This window comes from Nocardia glycosmidis (genome assembly GCF_052545115.1).
Genome location: NZ_JBQWRH010000005.1, coordinates 302,747 through 323,954, shown reverse-complemented (window position 1 = coordinate 323,954; position 21,208 = coordinate 302,747). Strand labels below are relative to the sequence as shown.

Genomic DNA, 21,208 nt, shown 5'->3' with positions numbered 1-21,208 from the left:
CCGGGCCGTGAACTCAACGTGGTTGCGATGCTGACATGCACTCGCCGGCGATGCGGCCGCTGGCGGAGCGCGCCTTGTCCGCGTCTTCTTTGCTCATCCCCAGCGTTTCCTGATTGGGAGCCTTCGAGTCGTACTCGTCGCTGACCATGATCCGCAGCCCGGCCTGTGAAATACCCTGCTCGACAAAGACTTTCGCGGCACAGTCGGCCAGTTGCTTGTTCTTGAGGCCTTTGTCCTGCAGCGATTGAGCGAGTTCGGCTTGCGTTATCGTGGGCGCCGCCGTGTCCTTGTCGCTGCCGCATGCCGCGAGCATCGGCAGCGCGATCAGCGCCGCGGCGATCATGCAGATCCGCACCTGACTCCTCTTCCTCGACTGGCCGCCGTCCGCGGCGTGGCAACCATAATGCCCTGCGGCGCTCCGCGATAGTCGTACCCGAGAATCAGCGCCGGATAGCTTGCCGGACAACGACTTACACGAATATTTCAGTCACAGGTCCATAGCCGCCCGCAGCGCGGTGTCGAGCCGCTCCAAGGTATCGGCATCCACCATGTCGACCCGCTCGGCCAGCCATCCACGAAAGATGCGCCCGATGTTGCCCGCGTGCACCCAGCCGTGTTCCTGCACCGGAACCGCAAGGATGTCCTGCGGGTCCTGCTCGATCACCTCGGCGGCGATCAGCCACGGACGCGGCGATTCATTGATGCCGTCACTGCTGATCAGCACGACCGTTCGGCGGCGCGGCGAACCATGCGGGTTGTAGATCCACAGTTCACCCCGACGCACGCATCGCCTCCTCGGCGGCCGCCAACTCGGCCGCGTCCGCCGCGGCCTCGGCGGTCACATCCGACACGGGACCGACGCCGGCTCGCACGGCTTCGCGCCGCGCGGCCTTCGAGATCCACGCCGAGGGCGACATACCCGCGCGGGCCGCCGCCTGCTCGGCGTACGACCAAGCGGCTTCGTCCAGCGAAAGAGTCACCTTACGGGTTGCCATACCAATTATCGTACCGGCGGTGCCGCGACCGGCGCCACGTCCGTTTCCCGGCAGGCGCCATGCTTGCCGGGTCACGGTATGGCGCACGGCTCGCCCGATTCGAACTGACGGCAGCTGACCGTTGTTAGGGTTGGCGCACGGCCGACGACGAACCGAGGTGACGGGCATGGCGACGTGGCATCACCACCGGGTCGGCGCGGGGGAACCGCTCGTGCTGCTGCACGGAGTAGGCGCCCGGTGGCAGATGTGGGAGCCGGTCGTCGACATCCTCGCCGCGTCGTACGACGTGATCGCGGTCGATCTGCCGGGATTCGGTAGGTCGAACCCGCTCGCGCACACCACGGTCGACAGTCTCACCGAGGCCCTCGCCGAATTCCTCGCCGCGCAAGGAATCGATCGCCCGCATTTGGCCGGCAATTCGATGGGCGGCCTGATCGCGCTGAATTCGGGGGCGCGCGGTCTGGCGCGATCGGTCACCGCATTCTCGCCGATCGGCTTCTGGGGTACCGCGGGTCGCGTGTGGTGCCAGCAGTCGCTGGGCAAGTCACAGGCGCTGGCACGCCTGGCCCGGCCCACCCTGCCTTTCGTGCTCGGACACGCCGCGGGCCGAATCCTGTTCCTCTCGCTGATCTTCGGCAAGCCCCGGGCCTTGGACGCGCAGGTGGCGCTGGAGACGGCCATCGGCGCGGTCGAGGCGACCGCATTCGACGAAGCGCTCGCCTCGTTCTCGGACGCACGGCTGCACGAAATCGGAGCTCTCACCGAAATTCCAGTGACGATCGCCTGGGGCAGTCGCGACATCTTGCTCACCTACGCCACCCAGAGCCGCCGGGCGCGGCGCGCGCTGCCGCGTGCCGAGCACGTCACCTTGCGCGGCAGTGGGCACAGTCCGTTCTTCGATGACCCGGCCGCCTGCGCACAAGTCCTCGCCGAGACGATCGCCCGCGCGCGGTAAGCACTCAACGTGGAGCACAACAGCCGGACCGTCGATTTAGTTAGCTGAATGATTGCTACAGCAATAGCAACGGCTCGGCCATCCGGAAGTGCGCGCGATCATCCGATCAGGCAATGGGCCCAGATACGGCAACATTTGCAGCTTATAGCAATAAGCTAGCAATCAAAGCTTCGGCCGCCCGCTTACCGGCCCGGACGTCGCCGTCGCGGCCGCCGAGCGACATCTCCAGAAGGCTCGGAGCACCGAGGTGCAGCTTCACGACGGAAGGCCAGACCCAGCCTCACCGATTCAGCAAAGACAGTCAGCAATCTAACAGCTATGTCGCTGAAAGCTAACCAGTCAGAGACGGAAGCACCGCACCATCCGGTCCCGCTGCTACGATTTGCACGATTTGCCAGCCAGTCGAACTAGCGGTGCGAGGCACACTGCGAAGGAGTCTGTGCATCGCGGGACGTCTGTGTTTCGCACCGCTCCCGGCAAGAAACCGGAGGGCTCACAGACCTTGATCAAGACCGCATCCATGCTACTTTCCGCGCTGGCGGGTGTCTCGGCCCTGCTCGTCCCGGCGTCCGCCCCCGCCGTCGCCAACCCGAACGCCATCAATCCGATTCCGGTGCTCAACGGCACCACCGGACTGCCCAATCTGGCCGGCCGCACCAGGGCGGTCTTCCAAGTAACGGGCATGGCAAGTCCGAACAACACCCAGGACTACAACGTCCTCGGGACCGATCTCGGGATCATGTGGGACAACGGGCAGGGCGAAATGCTCACCGCATTCGGCGACACCGCCGGCCTCGGTTTGCCGAATCTGCTCGCGGGCAGCATGTGGGCCTGGCGCAGCAATATCCTCGTGCGCAGCCACACCAAGGATCCGGCCGAGGGAATCTATTTCGACAGCGTGGTTCGCGACGTATTCGGCCAAGCGCGTGATCTGATCCCGAGCCCGAAGATTCCCTTCCTGGAGATCAGCCGCATTCCCACGGCGGCCATCTCGGCGGCAGGCGCGCAGTACATGAGCTTGATGTCCGTGCGGAGCTGGGACGACGTCGGCCGGTGGAGCACCAATTTCTCGGGGTTGGCCGTCTCCGGCGACAACGGCGAGACCTGGGCGGAACTGCCGGAAACCCGGCGCCCGAACGAAGGCGGCAACGTCAACTTCCAGATGAACGCGTTCCTCGCCGATGGCGGATACGTCTACGAATACGGCACCCGGTCCGGGCGCAACAACACCGCTTATGTGGCTCGCGTCCGGGAGCGGGACGTCGCGAACCTCGGCGACTACGAATATTGGGACGGCGGCGGTTGGCGTAAGAATGACGTGAATGCCGCGGCCCCCATCATGTGGGGCGTCAGCGAACTGTCGGTGATGTACAACTCTTATCTCGGACAGTTCATTTCGCTCACCACCGACCCGTTCAATTCCGTGGTGATGCGCCGCGCGCCCTCGCCGGCCGGCCCGTGGAGCGAACCCGAAGTGCTGATCGACACGCGGGAGTTGCCCACCGCGTACGCGCCATCGATCTTTCCCTACCAGACCGGGCGCGATCTGTACTTCCTCACGACGGTGCACAGCCAATACAACGTCGTGCTGATGCGCACGACCCTGTAGCGCGCGGATTACCGATCCAACGCGGCTCGACCTCAACCGTGGTTGAGGCATGAGGCTGAACCGCGTTGGATCGTTCACGTTTCAGGGAGGCTCCATGAGCCTGATCCACATCCGTGAGACCACACCGGTGCACTGGTTCGGTGTTTGATTCATCGCGCCGGTGACGTTGTGTGTCGGCAACAGGAAGCCGCCGATCGCGGATCGATAGACTCGCACTATGGATGCGGCCGATTGGGACGAGCGCTATGCGCAAACGGAATTGGTCTGGGGCGCACCGCCGAACAACACCGTGGTGGAGCATGTCTACGGATTGGAGCGTCGAACACCGCTGCAATCGGTCACACCCGACGGCGAGCCTCCGGAGTTTCCCCGCGCGCTCGATCTGGCGTGCGGGGAGGGTCGCAACGCCCTCTGGTTGGCCACGCACGGTTGGCAGGTACACGCCGTCGACTACTCCCAGGTGGGCATCGATAAGGGCCGCACCGTGGCCTCGCGTCTGTCCCGCTCGGTCCGCGGTCGCATCACCTGGCAGTGCGCCGACGTCACCGATCTGGACGCGGCGGGTATCCCGGGGCCGTTCGAGCTGGTGCTGATGGTTTTCCTGCACCTGCCCGCCGAGCAACGGCGCGCAGTGGTTCGTCAAGCGGCCGGTTTGCTGGTGCCCGAAGGCACCCTGCTCGTCCTCGGCCATGACACCACCAACCTCACCAACGGCTGCGGCGGGCCGCAGGACCCCGGCATCCTCTTCACCCCGGACGATATCGTCGCCGACCTGGGCCCGGTCATCGCCGCCCACGGCATCCGGGTGCGCATCGCCGACCGCGTATATCGCCCAACCGAAACTCGCGACGCCATCGATGCGCTGGTCATCGCGACCCGACCGGCCGAATGAGATAGCCGGGCAGGATGAGGCTCAGGACCAGCGCTGCAACCACGGCGTTACGGTCTCGGCGATGAGATCGAATCCGGCGCGGAAAGCGTGGGGTTGACCAGGGATGACCCGCACTTCGGCGGCATCGGCGGGATCCGGGATGCCGAACGGGTCGTTGGCGCCGTTGACGACCACCACGTCGATGTTTCCCGGGGCGAGCAGCTCGTCCCTGCGGGAGTTCTCCGGCTTGCCCGGTGGGTGCAGCGGGAACGAGAGCGCGAGGACGCCGCGAGCCCGGGCCGCGACGGCGGTGCGGCAGGCGACCCGCGCCCCGTTGCTGCGGCCACCCTGGATCAGTGGAATGCGCTTGCGGCCGCGTAGTCGAGCGACAATCTCGAGCCACGCTTCGTCTTGCTTGACCACCGAACCCGGCGCGCGGCGCCCGGCGACCCGATAGGGCTGCACCACCCGCGCCACTGCGCCACCCAGCCGAAGCGCCGAATCACGTACCACGAGAAGGTCTTTCGCGTCCACGCCGCCACCCGCACCATGCGTGAGCAGCAGCAGGAACGCGGGCCGGCGCGGCTGTTCGAGTTCGACCTCAGCCGGTCCAGCACTCGTCTCGATACGCATCGTGCCTATTCTTCCGTGCCGGCGGTAACACCCGAATAACAAGCCTAGGGCGATGCGTATCCGGGTTTCGATCCAGCGCGACCGCATCGGCTCGACCACTGGTTTCGAGCGAAACGACACCTAGGTCGAACAAGCACGACACGCCGATCAAACACTGTAAAACACATCACACTGTCAGCCTTTGCGCCTTCTATTACCAGTCGGTAACATTGCAGTAAGTTACCTACCAGTAGCATGCGGCAAACCGGCACGACTACGCGGTGGAGCGAGCAACGGGGCAGGCACGGCACCAACCGGCCGCACCTCAACGGAGAGTGAGTTACCGACAATGGGTCACTACAAGAGCAACGTCCGCGACCTGGAGTTCAACCTCTTCGAGGTCCTTGGCCTCGGTTCCGTCCTGGACAGCGGCGCCTATGGCGATCTCGACGCGGACACCGTCAAAGAAATGCTCAACGAAGTACGTCGCCTCGCCGAGGGCCCGCTCGGTGCGTCGTTCGCCGACGCCGACCGCAACCCGCCGGTCTTCGACCCCGCGACGCACACGGTGACGCTGCCCGAATCCTTCAAGAAGAGCTACCGGACGCTGCAGGACGGCGGCTGGGACAAGCTGGGCGTCGCCGAGGAGCTCGGCGGCCTGCCCATCCCACGCGCGGCCTATTGGGCCATCGCGGAACTGATCCTGGGTGCCCAACCGGCCGCCTTCATGTACGCCGCCGGCCCCGGCTTCGCGAACATCTTCCACGACAACGCCACCGAAGAACAGCAGGGCTGGGCGAAGATCGCCGCCGAACAGGGTTGGGGCGCCACCATGGTGCTCACCGAACCCGACGCCGGTTCCGATGTCGGCGCCGGTCGCACCAAGGCGATCCGGCAAGAAGACGGCTCCTGGCACATCGAGGGCGTGAAGCGCTTCATCACCTCGGGTGACTCCGACGACCTGTTCCCGAACATCATGCACCTGGTGCTGGCCCGCCCCGAGGGCGCGGGACCGGGCACCAAGGGCCTGTCGCTGTTCTTCGTGCCGAAGTTCCACTTCGACCACGAGACCGGTGAACTCGGCGAACGCAACGGCGCCTTCGTCACCGGCGTCGAGCACAAGATGGGCCTGAAGGTCTCGGCCACCTGTGAGGTCACCTTCGGCGGCCACGGCATTCCGGCCAAGGGCTGGTTGGTCGGCGAGGTGCACAACGGCATCGCGCAGATGTTCGACATCATCGAGCACGCCCGCATGATGGTGGGCACCAAGGCCATCGCGACCCTGTCGACCGGATACCTGAACGCGCGTGACTACGCCAAGGAACGCGTGCAGGGCGCCGACCTGACCCGGATGACCGACAAGGCCGCGCCGCGCGTAACCATCACCCACCACCCGGACGTGCGGCGCTCGCTGGCCACCCAGAAGGCATATGCCGAGGGCCTGCGCGCGGTCTACCTCTACACCGCCGCGCACCAGAACGCCGACGTGGCACAGCATGTTTCCGGTGCGGATGCCGACCTGGCCGCCCGCGTCAACGATTTGCTGCTGCCGGTCGTCAAGGGCGTCGGCTCCGAGCGGGCCTACCAGTACCTGACCGAGTCTCTGCAAACACTGGGTGGCTCCGGCTTCCTGCAGGACTACCCGATCGAGCAGTACATCCGGGACGCGAAGATCGACTCGCTGTACGAGGGCACCACCGCCATCCAGGCGCAGGACTTCTTCTTCCGCAAGATCGCCCGCGACCGCGGCGTCGCGCTGGCCCACGTGGCCGGCCAGGTGCGCGAGTTCATCGACACCGAAGCCGGCAACGGCCGCCTCAAGCCGGAGCGCAAGCTGCTGGCCACCGCGCTGGAGGACGTGCAGGCCATGGCCGCCACGCTCACCGGCCACCTGATGGGTGCTCAGGAGCAGCCGAGCGAGCTGTACAAGATCGGCCTCGGTTCGGTGCGCTTCCTGCTCGCGGTGGGCGACCTGCTCATCGGCTGGCAACTGCTGCGCCAGGCGCAGATCGCCATCGCGGCGCTCGACAACGGCGCAACCGCGGCCGACCAGGCCTTCTACCAGGGCAAGATCGCCGTCGCGCAGTTCTTCGCACGCAACATCCTGCCGGAGCTGACCGCCACCCGCACGGTGCTGTCCAACCTGGACAACGACATCATGGAGCTGGACGAAGCAGCCTTCTGAGCGAAGGCGAGACGACACGACGGCTTGGAGATCATTTCCGGGCCGTCCATCGTCTAGGTTGTCGATTCGTGACATCCGATCACCGATCGACGCCGATAGTGTCCGGTAGATTTCGTGCTCCCGGGAGGCAGCAGGAACCCCCCGGTTCCCATAGTTCGGCGCGGAAGGTATCGGCAGAGGTGCCCGAGGTGATGCGCGACGCGACTGGCATCGGCGCCTACTTGCGCGAACGGCGGCTCGCCGCTGGATTGACGCCCACACACCTGGCCCGACGCGCCCAGCTCAGCGAGTCGGTGCTGGACCAAGTCGAGACGGGTGCGCTTGCGCCGAGTTACCCGCAGCTCGAGCAGCTCTTCGACGCGCTCGACGTGCCGATGGGGTACCGCCGGCACATCGTCGTGCTGACCTTGCCGAATTTCTTCCGGGCCGGCTACGGACCTGGCCCCGGAGTGCCGACTACCGACGACCTGGACGACCTGCACAGCCTTCCCGACCCCGCTTGCTATCGGCGGATGCCGACGCAGGATCTGGTGGCGGCGAACTCCGCCTATGAACGGACTTTTCCCGGAGCCGTCGCCCGGTCGAACATGCTGGAGTGGATGTTCCTGGACCCGGCCGCCAAGCGGGTGCTCGTGGAGTGGGCCGTCGAGGCGCATCTGCTGGTCGACGCATTCCGCATCCTGTCCCCACTCGCACCGCGTGAGCGCGTCGAGGAGATCGCCGAGCGATGCCGCCGCTCGCCCGATTGGGACCGCATGTGGACCACCGAGGTGTGCGCCACCGACATCTCGCGCGGCCGACTGCTGGTGCGCGACCTCGCCACCCGCCGGGTCCGCACGATGAGCATGCGCGTGTACAGTCCCGAGCTCCCCGAACGGCCCTGGTGGCTTTACCGGCTGGTGACGATCAGCCGAACGCACGGCGCGCATACGCCGCGGTAGGCGACATCGCGGCGGCGAACCGGCAGAATGACCGCAGACTGCGTCCCAGACGAAGGGAATTGCCCGGATGACTCGATCGCTGTCCGCACTCGCCGGTGCCGGTGCGCTAGCCGCGGTCCTGACGCTCGCCGCCGCCGCGCCCGTTGGGGCCGACCCCAACAACGTCATACCGATCCCGGCCCTCAACGGCATCCACGGACTGCCGAGCCTGCCCGGCCCGACCAAGGCCGTTTTCCAGGTGACCGGCATGGACAGCCCGAACCGCACCGACAATGCCAACGTGCTCGGCACCGATCTCGGCATCATGTGGGACGACGGCAACGGCCGGATGATCACCGCCTTCGGCGACAGCGCGGGCCTGGGCGTGCCCAACCTGCTTGCCGGCAGCATCTGGGCTTGGACCAGCAACGTGCTGTTCCGCAGTTCGAATCACGATCCGGCCAACGGCATCATCTTCGATGACGTAATACCGAATCCCCTGCCCAGCCCCAAGATTCCCGGCATCGAGATCAGTTTGATTCCCACGGCGGGCATCTCGGTGGGCGGCGTGCAGTACATGAGCATGATGTCGGTCCGCGAATGGGGCGACCACGGCAAATGGCGCACCAATTTCTCCACTCTGGCTGCCTCGCACGACGGCGGCACCACATGGACGCCGCTCACCACCACCCGCCGCGCCAATGTAGACGGCCACGAGAACTTCCAGCAGAACGCCTTCTTGAAGGCGGGCGGCTACGTCTACCGTTACGGCACCCCTGCTGGCCGCAACAATCCCGGATTCGTCTCGCGCGCAAAAGAATCCGATATCGCGAATATCGACGCGTATGAATACTGGGACGGCAAAGCGTGGAAGCCCGCCGACGCCAAGATCGCGGCGCCCATCGTCGGCGGCGTGGGCGAACTGTCGGTGATGTGGAACGACTACCTCGGTCAGTTCGTCATGCTCACCACCGATCCATCCAACAGCGTCGTGATGCGCACCGCGGCCGCCCCCGAAGGACCGTGGAGCGAACCCCGGGTCCTCATAGATGCCGGCGCCCTGCCCACCGCCTACGCACCGATGATCTTCCCCTACCAAACCGGCCGCGACCTCTACTTCCTGGTCACCCAGCACACCCAGTACAACGTATTGCTGATGCGAACCCCGTTGTGACGGTGCGCAATACAACAAGGTGAGCCCGGCCCTTTCGATATCGACAGCTTCACCCCGGATCTGATGCTTACGGTGCGGCGGCGTCCATCCGCAGGACGACGCGCCCCACGTTGCGTCGTTCCTCGATCGAGGCGATGGCCTCGTCGAGGTGATCGACCGCGAATACCGTGTGATGCGGCCGGATCACACCGTCTGCCAGCAACTTCCACAGCTGAGACCGATACGACTCGATCAACTCCGGCTGCGTTCGGGCCAGCAGCCCCATCGAGAAGCCGGTGACCGTCTTCAGGTCCACGAGCAGGCTGCCGACCTCGACCGAGCCGCCACCGGCGCTGTAGACCACCAGCCGGCCCCGCGGAGCCAATGCCTCGACCGCGCGCGGCACCAGCGAGCCGCCGACACCGTCCACGATGACGTCGAACCGCTCGTCCCACCGATCGTCGTACGCCACCACGGCATCCGCACCGCACTCCCGCACGAACTCGGCCTTGTCCACTGCGCCGACCGCACCGACAACACGCATGCCGCCCAGTGCTCGTGCGATCTGCACCCCCAGATGACCGGATCCGCTGGCGGCTGCTGTGATGAGCACCGAGCGCCCTGCGATGCTGCCACCTGAACGCACAGCCCCCATCGCCACCAGGCCACCGCGGACCAGTGCGAGACCGTCGGCGGCATCGACGTCGGCAGGCAGTTCGGTGACCAGGGCCGGTGCGGCTAGCACATACTCGGCGTAGACACCTTCGAACACGACACCGCCGACCCGCTTGCCCAGCCATGTGCCAGGGACGTCCGGGCCGATATCGACCACGGTGCCCACCATCTCGCCGCCTGGTTCGGATGCGTTGCCCGCCCGCAGCATCCGCACCAGACCGAGGTGGACTCCGACCAACTGTGTGCGCACCAACAGCTGCCCGGGCCCGGGCACCGGGCGCTGGACCTCGACTGGTTCCGGACGGCCGGAGAAACGAAACTTGCGCACTGAGCACGCCTTTCGGGGGTTGATGCCGGAATGCTTCCGGCGAGAACTGGTTATTCGTCGGGCGGAGATGCCGTCCGGCCTGGGACGACATCTCCGCCTGCTCTTGCTCGCGGCCCGCACCGAGGGGTCGCTCAACAGCTGTTTCGCGGCAGCATCTCACCCTCTCTTCAAAAATCTTATAACGGACGTAAGATTATTATCGGTGTAGTTTATATGTCAATTGGATATTTACAATGGTGGTACGTTCTGATAGTGAGTACCGAGCCCCTCGGCCTGCGAGAGAGCAAGAAGCGCGAGACCCGGCAGGCGATCTCCGATCACGCGACCAGATTGTTCATCGAGCGCGGATTCGAGGCGACGACCATCGCCGAGATCGCCGCGATAGCACGGGTCGCCAAGAAGACTGTGACGAACTACTTTCCGCGCAAAGACGATCTGGCGCTGGACATCCATCAGGACTTCGTCTCCTCGCTCGCCGACATTGTGACCGCCCGCATGCCCGGCGAGTCGGCACTGTCGGCCCTACGCAACGGATTCATCTCCGCAGCACAGCGGTTCGACGCACTGGCCGGATTCTCCGGACCTGGTTTCTGCCGCATGATCGCCGACAGCCCAACACTGGTAGCCCGGCTGCGGGAGCTCCACGAACTGCGTGAGCAGGCGCTCGCCGACGTGCTGCCCGGCGACGACATCACCCGCCGTGCCGCCGCTGCCCAACTCGGTGCCGCCCACCGTCTGCTGTTCCAGCGCATCCAGGAACTCACACTTCGGGGGCAGTCACGCAAGCGCATCGTAGCTACCGTGACCAACGAGGCAAACCAGGTTTTCGATCTGCTCGAGCCCGCCCTCGGCGACTACGCGATCGCCTGACGAATTACATTCCCCGTCTTGCGCTCCTGAACGAAGCCCGCGACATCATCGACAACGCGGCAGCCACGCACCTGCCCAGCTACGTCGGCGACCCGGCGCTGCTCCCGGCTCGGCCGCACTGCGCGAACTCGACGACACGATCGCCGGGCACGAGCTGGGCTGATCAGTCGTCCTCGCCGGATGCATCAGGGTCGCGCAGCGGCCGGTGGTCACGCGGTCGGCAGGAATGCGCACCGTGATATCAGCTGCTGGAAGTCGGAACGTGCCAGCCGAGGACCACTGATCGCACGGCCGCCGGGATCACCACGTCGATGTACGCCGAGGGTAGGGTCCCGTCGAGTTCGAACGTGACGAATCCGTGCAGGGTCGCCCAGACCGCGACCGCGATGCGGTTCACCTCTGCGGTCGAGTACCGGGAGACGTGTACGCGGCTGATCGTATCGACGAGTGGTGCCGCCGGGTCTTGGTCGCTCGGGGCACCGCTGGGAGTGTAGGTCGTGCCGCCGCCGAAGATCACCGCGTAAGAATGCCGCTCGTCGAGGGCCCACCGCCGATAGGCCGACGCCATCGCCAGCAGGTCGGCGAGCGGGTCGTCACCCGCGGGTACCGCGGCTAGAACCTCGAACAGCTGCGCCGCCACGCGCCGGCGCACGGCGGCGAGCAGACCGTCCCGGCTTCCGAACAACGTGTAGATCGAGGTGGTCGAAGCGGTTGCGGCAGCGGCGACTTCGCGCATCGACAAGCGATCCGGCGAGCGGTCGCGCAGCAGATTCGTCGCAGCGCTGATGAGGCGTTCGCGCGTGGCGTCGTCGTTGGTCGGCGGGCGTCCCATGGAGACACAGCCTACCCGGCATGTAACACTGTTTCAGAACAATGTTCTGAAACAGAGGGGATCCTGGTGACGTTCGTTCGACAGAGCTTGCGAGTGTTACGGACCACTGCCATCCACGTCACGGCCGTACTGGCATTGGTCGTGGCGTTTCTGGCTGTCGTGGTACTGACCGGCGGGGCTGGGCGTGGATGGGCGGCATGGACCGTCACTGCCATGATCGGCGCGGCCACTGCCGGACTGCTGGCGGCCCGTCACCGTCGGCGCTCCGCCGTGCACGTGCTGATTCAGACGAGTCTGGCCTGCGCACTCACCGCCAGCGCCTGCGTACCAACCGTTCCGACGAGCTGGCAGTATCCTCCAGACCTGACCGGAGTTTCGAGCGAGCGTTGGACGCTGGCGACGGGCAGCCGTGTCGCTGTATATCACTACGCACCGCCGGCGGGCGTCGCGCGTCACGGTCTACCGCTGCTGTATCTCAACGGCGGTCCCGTCCGCAGCATCGCCCTGATCGACCACACGTTTCTGCGGCGGCTGGCGGGCGATGGCTACGACGTCTACGCCTACGAGCAGGCAGGCGGCGGACGAAGCGATCCGCTGCCCATTCGCGACTACACCATCGACCGCTCGGTGCGCGACCTCACCGCGGTGCTGGAGCACATCCCCGGCAGGCGCGCCGACGTGATCGGGTTCTCCGCCGGGGCGGTGATCCTCACGCGGGCCCTGGCCGACGCCGCGAGCGCGGCATTCATCCATAAAGCAGTAATCGTGGAGCCGGGACCGATGGACGGACCCACAGCGCACCTGGCCGGCTGGACCGGAAGCGTTACGGCCGCCGGGATTGCTCCCCCACCCGGCGGCTTACGCTCGGTCTCCATGCCGCGCTATGCGGTTGCCTTCGGGCTGCTGCGGCTAAAGCTGCTGTCTCCCCAGGATCAGATGGTCGGCCAGGCCGAAGCGGTCAACGCCTTCCAGGCCGCCGATCTCGGCAGCGACACGGCAAACAGCTACTGCGCGAAGGATGCCCAGCGCATCCCGGTCGAGGACAGCGCCGCGAACTTCTCGTTCAACCCGGCTGCCAGCCTCCGCATCCAGGACACGATCATCCACTCACCGTCGATCGCTCCGCAACTGCGCGTATCCGAGGTACCAGCGATGCTGGTGATAGCCCAATGTTCGCACCAATTGCGCCAATGGGCGACAGCCATCCTGGCGTCCGATCCCGCGATTACCCGGACCCAATACATCACCGGCGTCGGCCATCACATCTGGAACGGCCTCGACGACAACAACGATCGCGCAGCATCGGTTATCACCGCGTTCCTCGACGACGAGCCGGCACCGCTTCCCAACTACCCCACGGCCGCAGACATTCCGGCCTTCCTCGGCGAACACCAGTAGAGCAGGTCCGGCGGCCAGGGAACACCGTGGGCGGCTGGTGTCGTCAGCCAGCTTGACGCCGGATCAGCGAGTCGACCGTCGGCACGCGGCTGGTGCCGGACCCGTGGTGTGTCTGCGGTCGGACTGCGTCGCGGGGGACGCGGGTGACCTTGGCGGCCTGGGTCTCGATGGCGACTTTTGATGGCTCGCAGCTCGAGGGTGGCCGACCGCCTATAAGCACCCTTGAAGGAATCAGCACGAAAAGTGATATCAGTAGAAAATTCCGCTATCGTTGATATCGAACGAAGGAGATGATATCGCATGAAGAACGTGGTGGTGCGTAATCTGAGCGACGAAGTACATCGAGCGATCCGCCAACGCGCGGCTATGCACGGCCGCAGCGCCGAGGCCGAGATACGAGCGATCCTCACAGACGCTGTGCAACCACCCGAACGAGTCAAACTCGGCTCGATGCTCACAGCCATCGGCCGCGAGATCGCGCTGACCGTCGAAGAACACGCCCTGCTCGACAACCGCGACCGTATCCCAGCCGAGCCCATGGAGTTCGATTAGTGATCGTCCTGGACACCAACGTCATCAGCGAACCTCTGCGCCCGGCCCCCGACGCGCGAGTAGCCGACTGGCTCGACGCCCAGAACATCGAAACCCTGTACCTGAGCGCCATCACCGTCGGCGAGCTGCGCTACGGCGCGGCCAGCATGCCCGCGGGCCGCCGCCGCACCGAACTCCTCGAGCAGCTGGAGGGCCGCATACTGCCGCTGTTCACCGGACGCATCCTGCCGTACGACCTGGACGCCACCACGCAGTACGCGCATCTCATGTCCACCGCACGCGCCGCCGGACTGGCCATCGCCACCGCCGACGGCATGATCGCCGCCACGGCCGCCGCCGCAGGCTTCATCGTCGCCACCCACGACACCACGCCGTTCGAGGCCGCCGCAGTGCCCATCATCGACCCATGGCAATGACTCCGACCGCAGCGGTTGTCACATGCACACAGAGGTGATTTCACCGACTTTCATTCGGTGCGGCGGTATTCGAAGTGGGTGAGGACGAGGGCGGCCTTGACGATGGTGCCGCTCTTCTCGGGGCTGCGGGTGAAATGTCGCCGGGCGGGCCAGCAGCCGGTGAGGATGGCGAAGCTGCGTTCGCAGAGGCAGCGTAGCCCGCGCAGCAGCGTGCTGTAGGTGCAGTAGTCCGCTTCGGTGGAAATTTCGCTACTGCTCGGCGTCAGCGAGACTGATCATCAGTCGCCCACCGGATCGACGTGCGCATCGGGTTCAGGGCGGTGCAGGGCGACGGCGTAGCAGATCGCGGCCATGGCGGCGAGGCCGGCGGCGACGATCAGGGCGGCGGCCATGATCACACCCACCCGTCGGTGTCCGGCCATTCGGCGCGCGCGACTGCCTGCTCCTCGAGCAGATCCGCGTACTCCTCAGCGGTGTACAGGAACCCGTCGTCCCCGACGACCGCCCCGAAGCCGTCGATGAAAGACTCCCAGTAGCCGATCATCCGCACACACTCGATGTGTACCGCAGGGCCGCCAGGAAAAGACGGCATCCTCCATGCCCGCCGTGCAGAGTCATGACGAACCGTGCGTGCTGGAGACCACTGATGTAGGTCTCGTCGCACTTCTGCAGCCGCCACCGATTCAGCTCGTAGGTTTGGGCTACCGCGTTCACCGGACGGCCCTCGCGGGAACGCAGCGCTTTGTGGCGATGAGTACATCCATGGCGGCGCACTTGGCCGCACAGCTGCCAGCGTCGCAGTCGATGAGATCCTGCATCACCTGATGCGCCTGCTGGACGCTGTAGCAGGTGATTGGTTCCGGATGGCAACCACCGAGATGGCCCATGAGAGCGGGCAACCAGACAAAGATCAGGACAAGCATGAAAGCAGTTGCTGCGACGGCGATCAGAATTCCGGGCATCTCCTCTACCCCCTGCGCGTGTGTTCCGTAGTGGTTTGATGCCACCCAGCGAGGAGGTTCGAGTCACTGCGCGAGGCGGCACTTGAAACGTAAAGCCGGTCCCTGAAGTCACGGGGGGACAAGGTGTCCCCCTTTTGAGGAATCTCGCTTACCCTTGTCAGAGCAGGGACGCAGCGAAGGGCCAACCATGGACGACGAAATCATCGGCGCGCGCATCCGCCGATTCCGCGGAAAACGACTGACACAGAAGCAACTCGCTGAGCATGCCGAAGTAAGCCACGACCTGATCAAGAAGCTCGAGCGGGGAGCCCGTCAAGGCGCGAGCATCGCCAGCCTGCAGAAGATCGCACGAGCTCTCGACATCGACATTGCCGATCTGGTCGGTAAGCGGTATGGAATCCCGTCCAGCGACCCGCATGCCGGAGTGGTTGCCATCAGGCGCGCACTAACAGCGGTCGATGACCTGACCGGCGACGAGCGGGACGACCTGCCGATTGCTATCAGCGAGGCCAGGCGCGCAGTGGACTATGCGTGGGGCGCTTACTGGAACGGCCGCTATGAAGTGCTCGCAGGTGTGCTCCCGTCCGGCATCTCTCAGTTACGGGCAACCGCGCACGTAGCTCAGGCCGCAGACGTAGCGCCGGCGCACGAGTTGCTGGCACGCATGTACTGGGTGACAGGGTGCACGCTCGTGCACATGGGGCAGGCCGATCCGGCGTTCACCGCGATCCGAAGCGCATTGTCGGCAGCGGAACACGGGAATGACCCACTGCTATTGGCGACTCTGCGGGGCTCCGTGGCGTGGCAGCTGCTCGTCCAGGGCCGCTACGAAGAGTCGCACAAAGTCGCGTTGAAGGCCGCGGCGAGCGTAGAGCCGGTCGGGGATGCGTCGACTTCGGAGCTGTCGGTGTACGGGTCCTTGATGTTGCAGACCGCAACGGCGGCCGGCCGGGGGCAGAAGACCAGAGAGGCACTGGATCTCGCTGGCGCTGCTGGTGAAGTGGCGGAGCGCTTGGGATCGGACACCAAGGATTACGAGTGCAACTTCGGCCCGTCGCAGGTGGTGATGCAAACAGTCGACATCAATGTCTCGTCGGAGCGGTATCCCGAAGCGCTGAAGGCGGCGCAGGCGATGCCGAACCGTGGGGCTGGTCTCACGCAGGTGAGCCAGGCCCGGCATTTGCTGGATCAGGCCGCGGCGCTGAACCGGATTGGGCAGCATCAGAAAGCACTGGACATGCTGCTTGCCGCGGAGCGGATCGGCGGCCCGGAGTGGACGATGTACCAGTCGCTGCTGAAGCAGGTCGTCGCCGAGCTGCTGGAAAAGGAGCGCCCCAACGCGTTGCGCGGACTCGCCCAGCGCGTCGGCGTCCGTTGATCCACGAGTTCCCACCCTTGATGCGGATAGTAGCGGCCGAGCCCGGCCCAACGAACACCGAAACGTGGTGGATACGCTCTAACCTGCGGAAACGAAGGAGGGTCACATGCACGACCCCCGGGGTGAAGCACCGGTAGGCATACGAATCAAGTGGCTGCGCGAGCGCGCGGGCATGTCGCGGCCCGTGCTGGCGGGATTGGTGGGCCGATCGGCGGAGTGGCTCAAAGCCGTTGAGTCCGGACGCCTTCAGACTCCGAAACTTCCGACGTTGTTGCGGATCGCGCAAGCGCTCGAGGTGAAGGATCTTGCTGAGCTGACCGGGAACGGTGCCGCTGTATCGGTGGCGGTGTTCGCCGGGCGGCAGCATGAGGCGCTGTCCGAGGTGCGTCAGGCGCTCACCGACTACCGGATCGCGGGAAATGCCCGCCCGACCAGAGTGGAACATCTGGCCATCCGCCTGGATCAGGCGTGGAAGATCCGGCATACCAGCCCCGACCACCGCACCCAACTCGGCGCCCTGCTGCCTGGCCTGATCCGGGACGCGCAGCAGGCCGCCCGGGTTACCGGCCCCGACCGCCGGGAGGCACGACGCATCCTCGCGGGGGTCTACCAACTGGCGGATTTCTTCGTCGCCTACCAGCCCGCTCCGGAACTGGTGTGGTTGGTCGCGGACCGGGCGATGCACGAAGGCTTCGAAGCCGACGACCCATACGTAATCGCATGCAGCACATGGGCGATGGTGCAGGCCCTTCGGGACTCCGGCCGCTGGGAGGAAGCGATCGCGCTGGTCCGGGATGCGCTGAAGCAACTCGAGCCTTACCTGGAGCGGGATGAAACCCCAGACGATTGGCGGGGCATCGCGGGCGCCCTGGAGGCGGAGGAGGCATACGTGCACGCTCGCCGCGGCCGCCACGGTGATGCGTGGCAGCACTGGGAGACCGCCGACGAGATGGCCCGCAACCTCGGCCCTGGATACCGGCATGTACAGACATCGTTCTCGATACCGGTGATGCAGGCGCACGCTACGACGCTGGGCGTGGAGTTGCGGCGGTCGGCGGAAGCCTTGCGGGCCGTACGGGATTTGGATGCGGAAACGATCGCGTCAGTGCCGCGCAGATCCCGCCACTACATCGAGGTCGCGCGCGCCTACACGCAGCATCGGGACCCTGGGGCGGCGCTCGCGATGCTGGAGAGGTCGGAGCAAACGGCGCCGGAGACGATCCGGTACAACGGGTTCGCCCGGGAGATGATCCACGACCTGGTGCGGCATCCGCCCACAGGTATGAGCCGAGATGTGCGGGATTTGTCCCGCCGCATCGGCGTCCCGGTGTAGCAGAGCCACAAAGGCCGCCCTGGACTCGCTCGCGGGCGGACCTTCAGCGGTGTGATGGATCTGGCCCCGCCATGAGCGCCTCTCCACGTACCGAGCGGAGCCGGAGCTGCCGGTCGTGTGGAGCGCCGTGTTGCGGCAGATCGTTTGACCTGAACTGGTGTTGAGGTTCTAGCTTTGGGGCCATGATCAACACGCAAGCGTCGGCGAAAACGATTCTGGTGACCGGCGCGACTGGCAACATCGGCAGAGCACTGCTGACACAGCTGGCTGAGCATCGCGAGGTCCGCGTTCGTGCGGCGACCCGGAACGCAACCTCAGCCCGGCTGCCCGAAGGGGTCGAGCCGTTCCAGGCCGACCTGCAGGATACGGACTCGCTGCGGCCCGCAATCGAAGGGGCCACCGCGTTGTTCCTGGTGTCGCGCGTCGGGGACGATGCCGCCATCCTGTCGTCAGCCCAGCGTGCGGGCGTCGAGCATGTCGTGCTGGTGTCCTCCATCACCGTGCAAACGCATCCCCATCTGGGGCCGGCGCAGGAGAACGCCGCTGTGGAACAACTGGTCGAGACCAGCGGCATGGACTGGACCATCTTGCGCCCCACCCAGTTCGCGTCCAACGCCTTGTGGTGGGCGGACTCGATTCGTGAACGCGGTGGTGTGGAGATCCCCTTCGCCGAGGTCGGTCTGCCCACCGTTCATCCTGGTGATATCGCGCGCGTAGCCCGTGCGGCATTGACCGAACCCGGGCATCGAGGCCGCGAATACGCCCTGACCGGACCTGAACTCATAACTGCTCGCCAGCAGGTCGAAACCATCGCTTCGGTCCTCGGACGTCCGCTCTCGGTGACCGAGATCAGCCGTGCGCAAGCGCGCGAACGGATGATTGCGGGTATGGGATCACAAGCAGCCGACGCGCTTCTCGATGTCACGGGCGGTGACATCAACGACGAGCTGCTGGCGGTTCGCGACACAGTCGCTCAGGTAACCCGGTTCCCGGCTCAGACGTTCCGCGACTGGGTTTCCCAGAACATTTCCGCGTTCCGATAGGTCGAAGAATGTCCCTGCTGCCGCTTCAGCTCACTCACACTTCACGACCGGGATCGGGTCGTATTTCACCGTCCGGGTTCTGCGAGTGACTTCGCGGCCGGTCTTGCGTTCGGTGATGACGCGGGTGTCGGAGATGGTGAACCCGGGGGCGCCTTCGGAGGCGATGCAGTCCTTGCCCTTTGGCAAAGTGATGGTGTTGGGTTCGGTCGGTTTGGTTTTTTCGCCGGTGATGGATTCGACGTCGACGGTCTTGGTGCCCCACAGGCGGACGGTGATCTCGGCATCGGTCGCGAAAGTTTCGATGTAGATACCGGTTTGGGTGTTGTTGCGGAATTTCAGGTCGATCGCACCGTCGAAAACGGTGGCTTCGCGGGCGGCGGGGTAGCGGGAGATGTAATAGCTGTGCTCGGTGTGGCCCGCATCCTCGAGACCGGCGAAATATGCCGCGTTGTAGAGCGTGGTGGCGAACTGGCTGATACCGCCGCCGACGGCGGTGCTGGGACGGCCGTGATCGATGATGCCGGACTCCACGTATCCTTCGGCGGTGCCGCGCGGACCGGTGAAATCGTTGAGCGAGAACGTTTCTCCGGGCTTAACGATCGCGCCGTTGACTTTTCCGGCTACGGTGCGGATGTTGATGCCGGAGGGGCCGCTGAAGCCACCGGTGGTGAATGACCCGACAGCCTCGGTTACGCCGAGCCCCTGCGCGGCCTCGGTGGTCAGCTTCGGGTCGACGCGTTCGTAGATCGCCTGGCCCGTCCGGTCGCCCGAAGCGACCAGCAGGGCGGTGAACTGCTCGAGCGTCTTCGGCCAGTTGATCTTGTCGCCGACCACGGCGGGAACAACGGACGGCTTGCCGCCGGACACCGCGAACGTCGCGTCCTTCGGTTCGACCTCCGAGGCAGCCAGTTGCGGTGCGAGCAGACCGATCGCGGCGTCCTGGTTCACCGACACGGCCAGACCGCCTCGTTCATCGGGGGCAAAGGTCAGAACGGAGGCGATCTGCTCGGGATCGAGCCTGGCCGCGGCGCCCTTGCCCGCGAACGAGATCGGAGCGCCTACGGCGGGTTGCGCGATCTCGCGGAAGGCTTTGTCGACGGCCTCCGGACGCACCTTCAGCGGCGCGGGAACGACGGGGAGATCCACTGTCGTGCCAGTCGCCCACCGGTCGACCAGTTCCGTACGCGCGGCGGCGACGTCCAGCTCCCGGCCCGGCACGGGCGCGACCGCGACGGGTCTCGCCTTGTCGAAGGTGATGGTGCCTTCGACCGAGGGGCGGTCGTGCACCCGCAGTTCGGACAGCTGGCGATCGAGGGACGGCGCATCGATCGCGCTGACGATCGGTACGTCGCGGGTGGTGAAGAACGAGGCGAGACGGGTGAACGGATTGATCGGCTGGGAGCCGATCCGCGACCAAGTGGCGTCCCAGTCGACGGCCAGCCCGGCGGCGCTCGGCACGATGCGGGTCTGCACGTCGCCGATGCGCAGCGGCAGTTCCCGGCTCGCTCGCGGCTCGAGTTCGGTCCGCAGGGCGGCATCGGCGGCGGACTTGTCCTTGCCTCCGATGTCGACGCCCGCGACGACGGTGCCGCGTGGCACCTCGCCCGAGGACAGCGCCAAGTCCAGCGCGTATCCCAGGCCCGCGATGGCGAGCACCGCGCCGACCGCGATGCCCACCCGGCGGGCCACGGCGACATCCGGACGCTTCGGCAACCGGATGGCAATCGGGCGGCGCCCGGGTACCCTACGCGGCGGCGGAGGCAACGGCCGCCTACGGTTGGTGTGGATCGGCGCGGTGGGCAGCGCATCGCCGCGCCAACCGGCCGATCGGTCTGATTCCTGGGGTCGATCCGCCCCGAGGAGCTGACGCCCTCCGACTTCGCCACCCGTGTGTGGGCCGCGGTCTCCGGCGCTCGGCTGGCTCGTCACGAACCGTCCTCCACGTTCGATTGAATTGTGGACTCGCACGACACGAGTCCACACCCACGATAGTGGCCCCTACCGACAGCGATCGGCACAGCGCGGAGAGCAGCACATCCCGCGCGTAGAGCCCGGTACAGCACACAAAGAGGCCCGCACAGTTGCCGGGTCGGGGGTCTGGCAACTGTGCGGAGCCGTCCT

General features: G+C 65.8%; 22 protein-coding genes. 13 read left to right on the top strand and 9 right to left on the bottom strand.

The annotated features are described in order from the left end of the window. Positions 1–13 precede the first annotated feature (13 nt). The 3 genes from ACT86A_RS09255 to ACT86A_RS09245 form a co-directional block, all read right to left on the bottom strand. Positions 14–355, bottom strand: a complete 342-nt coding sequence (locus tag ACT86A_RS09255; RefSeq protein ID WP_445091587.1) for a hypothetical protein — start codon at positions 353–355, stop codon at positions 14–16. Between the two features lie 132 nt (positions 356–487). After that, the gene (locus tag ACT86A_RS09250) at positions 488–784 is read right to left on the bottom strand and encodes a hypothetical protein (RefSeq protein WP_445091586.1); all 297 of its coding nucleotides are present in this window, start codon (positions 782–784) and stop codon (positions 488–490) included. Continuing rightward, positions 771–995, bottom strand: a complete 225-nt coding sequence (locus ACT86A_RS09245; RefSeq protein ID WP_445091585.1) for a hypothetical protein — start codon at positions 993–995, stop codon at positions 771–773. Before ACT86A_RS09245 ends, ACT86A_RS09250 begins: the two co-directional genes overlap by 14 nt. Positions 996–1,161: 166 nt before the next feature. Here ACT86A_RS09245 and ACT86A_RS09240 point away from each other — a divergent pair, with 166 nt between their 5' ends. From ACT86A_RS09240 to ACT86A_RS09230, 3 genes are all read left to right on the top strand, one after another. Further along, entirely contained in the window at positions 1,162–1,950 is a 789-nt protein-coding gene (locus ACT86A_RS09240) for an alpha/beta fold hydrolase (protein WP_445091584.1), read from the top strand. A gap of 520 nt (positions 1,951–2,470) precedes the next feature. After that, positions 2,471–3,559 carry a glycoside hydrolase family 183 protein gene (locus ACT86A_RS09235; protein WP_445091639.1) on the top strand — a complete coding sequence of 363 codons (1,089 nt, stop codon included), beginning with the start codon at positions 2,471–2,473 and terminating at the stop codon, positions 3,557–3,559. A gap of 217 nt (positions 3,560–3,776) precedes the next feature. Further along, the gene (locus ACT86A_RS09230) at positions 3,777–4,451 is read left to right on the top strand and encodes a class I SAM-dependent methyltransferase (RefSeq protein WP_445091583.1); all 675 of its coding nucleotides are present in this window, start codon (positions 3,777–3,779) and stop codon (positions 4,449–4,451) included. Between the two features lie 21 nt (positions 4,452–4,472). Here ACT86A_RS09230 and ACT86A_RS09225 read toward each other — a convergent pair whose 3' ends face one another. Continuing rightward, positions 4,473–5,063 carry an alpha/beta hydrolase family protein gene (locus ACT86A_RS09225; RefSeq protein WP_445091582.1) on the bottom strand — a complete coding sequence of 197 codons (591 nt, stop codon included), beginning with the start codon at positions 5,061–5,063 and terminating at the stop codon, positions 4,473–4,475. Between the two features lie 328 nt (positions 5,064–5,391). On the opposite strand from ACT86A_RS09225, the gene ACT86A_RS09220 reads away from it, so the two are divergent. The 3 genes from ACT86A_RS09220 to ACT86A_RS09210 all read left to right on the top strand — a co-directional run bounded on the left by ACT86A_RS09220 (position 5,392) and on the right by ACT86A_RS09210 (position 9,321). After that, positions 5,392–7,227, top strand: coding sequence for an acyl-CoA dehydrogenase (locus tag ACT86A_RS09220; RefSeq protein WP_445091581.1), 1,836 nt, complete (start codon positions 5,392–5,394; stop codon positions 7,225–7,227). Between the two features lie 191 nt (positions 7,228–7,418). Further along, complete coding sequence (locus tag ACT86A_RS09215; protein ID WP_445091580.1) at positions 7,419–8,168, top strand: helix-turn-helix domain-containing protein; 750 nt, start codon at positions 7,419–7,421, stop codon at positions 8,166–8,168. Positions 8,169–8,235: 67 nt separating this feature from the next. Further along, the gene (locus ACT86A_RS09210; RefSeq protein WP_445091579.1) at positions 8,236–9,321 is read left to right on the top strand and encodes a glycoside hydrolase family 183 protein; all 1,086 of its coding nucleotides are present in this window, start codon (positions 8,236–8,238) and stop codon (positions 9,319–9,321) included. 67 nt (positions 9,322–9,388) lie between these two features. On the opposite strand, the gene ACT86A_RS09205 is transcribed toward ACT86A_RS09210, so the two are convergent. Then, positions 9,389–10,303 (bottom strand): quinone oxidoreductase family protein, encoded by a 915-nt coding sequence (locus ACT86A_RS09205; protein WP_445091578.1) that lies wholly within the window; start codon positions 10,301–10,303, stop codon positions 9,389–9,391. A 252-nt stretch (positions 10,304–10,555) separates the two neighbouring features. Between ACT86A_RS09205 and ACT86A_RS09200 the strand changes: the two genes are divergently transcribed. Continuing rightward, positions 10,556–11,173, top strand: coding sequence for a TetR/AcrR family transcriptional regulator (locus ACT86A_RS09200; RefSeq protein ID WP_445091577.1), 618 nt, complete (start codon positions 10,556–10,558; stop codon positions 11,171–11,173). A gap of 241 nt (positions 11,174–11,414) precedes the next feature. Here ACT86A_RS09200 and ACT86A_RS09195 read toward each other — a convergent pair whose 3' ends face one another. Continuing rightward, a complete protein-coding gene (locus ACT86A_RS09195; protein ID WP_445091576.1) occupies positions 11,415–12,005 on the bottom strand; it encodes a TetR/AcrR family transcriptional regulator in 591 nt (196 codons plus the stop codon). Positions 12,006–12,218: 213 nt separating this feature from the next. On the opposite strand from ACT86A_RS09195, the gene ACT86A_RS09190 reads away from it, so the two are divergent. The 3 genes from ACT86A_RS09190 to ACT86A_RS09180 all read left to right on the top strand — a co-directional run bounded on the left by ACT86A_RS09190 (position 12,219) and on the right by ACT86A_RS09180 (position 14,371). Next, positions 12,219–13,403, top strand: a complete 1,185-nt coding sequence (locus tag ACT86A_RS09190) for an alpha/beta hydrolase (RefSeq protein WP_445091575.1) — start codon at positions 12,219–12,221, stop codon at positions 13,401–13,403. Between the two features lie 300 nt (positions 13,404–13,703). Further along, a complete protein-coding gene (locus ACT86A_RS09185; protein WP_445091574.1) occupies positions 13,704–13,955 on the top strand; it encodes a FitA-like ribbon-helix-helix domain-containing protein in 252 nt (83 codons plus the stop codon). Beyond that, entirely contained in the window at positions 13,955–14,371 is a 417-nt protein-coding gene (locus ACT86A_RS09180; protein WP_445091573.1) for a type II toxin-antitoxin system VapC family toxin, read from the top strand. Before ACT86A_RS09185 ends, ACT86A_RS09180 begins: the two co-directional genes overlap by 1 nt. A 394-nt stretch (positions 14,372–14,765) precedes the next feature. Here the strand turns inward: ACT86A_RS09180 and ACT86A_RS09175 are convergent, their stop codons facing one another. Next, entirely contained in the window at positions 14,766–14,915 is a 150-nt protein-coding gene (locus ACT86A_RS09175; protein ID WP_445091572.1) for a hypothetical protein, read from the bottom strand. A gap of 166 nt (positions 14,916–15,081) precedes the next feature. Then, positions 15,082–15,333 (bottom strand): hypothetical protein, encoded by a 252-nt coding sequence (locus ACT86A_RS09170; RefSeq protein WP_445091571.1) that lies wholly within the window; start codon positions 15,331–15,333, stop codon positions 15,082–15,084. Between the two features lie 187 nt (positions 15,334–15,520). On the opposite strand from ACT86A_RS09170, the gene ACT86A_RS09165 reads away from it, so the two are divergent. The 3 genes from ACT86A_RS09165 (at position 15,521) to ACT86A_RS09155 (ending at position 19,087) form a co-directional block, all read left to right on the top strand. Next, the gene (locus ACT86A_RS09165; protein WP_445091570.1) at positions 15,521–16,711 is read left to right on the top strand and encodes a helix-turn-helix domain-containing protein; all 1,191 of its coding nucleotides are present in this window, start codon (positions 15,521–15,523) and stop codon (positions 16,709–16,711) included. A 106-nt stretch (positions 16,712–16,817) separates the two neighbouring features. Then, positions 16,818–18,044, top strand: a complete 1,227-nt coding sequence (locus tag ACT86A_RS09160) for a helix-turn-helix domain-containing protein (protein WP_445091569.1) — start codon at positions 16,818–16,820, stop codon at positions 18,042–18,044. A gap of 182 nt (positions 18,045–18,226) precedes the next feature. Continuing rightward, positions 18,227–19,087: an SDR family oxidoreductase gene (locus tag ACT86A_RS09155; protein ID WP_445091568.1), complete on the top strand. Its 861-nt coding sequence runs from the start codon at positions 18,227–18,229 to the stop codon at positions 19,085–19,087. 30 nt (positions 19,088–19,117) lie between these two features. Here ACT86A_RS09155 and ACT86A_RS09150 read toward each other — a convergent pair whose 3' ends face one another. Beyond that, on the bottom strand, positions 19,118–20,776 hold the full coding sequence (locus ACT86A_RS09150) for a VanW family protein (protein ID WP_445091567.1): 1,659 nt from the start codon (positions 20,774–20,776) through the stop codon (positions 19,118–19,120). Positions 20,777–21,208 lie beyond the last annotated feature (432 nt).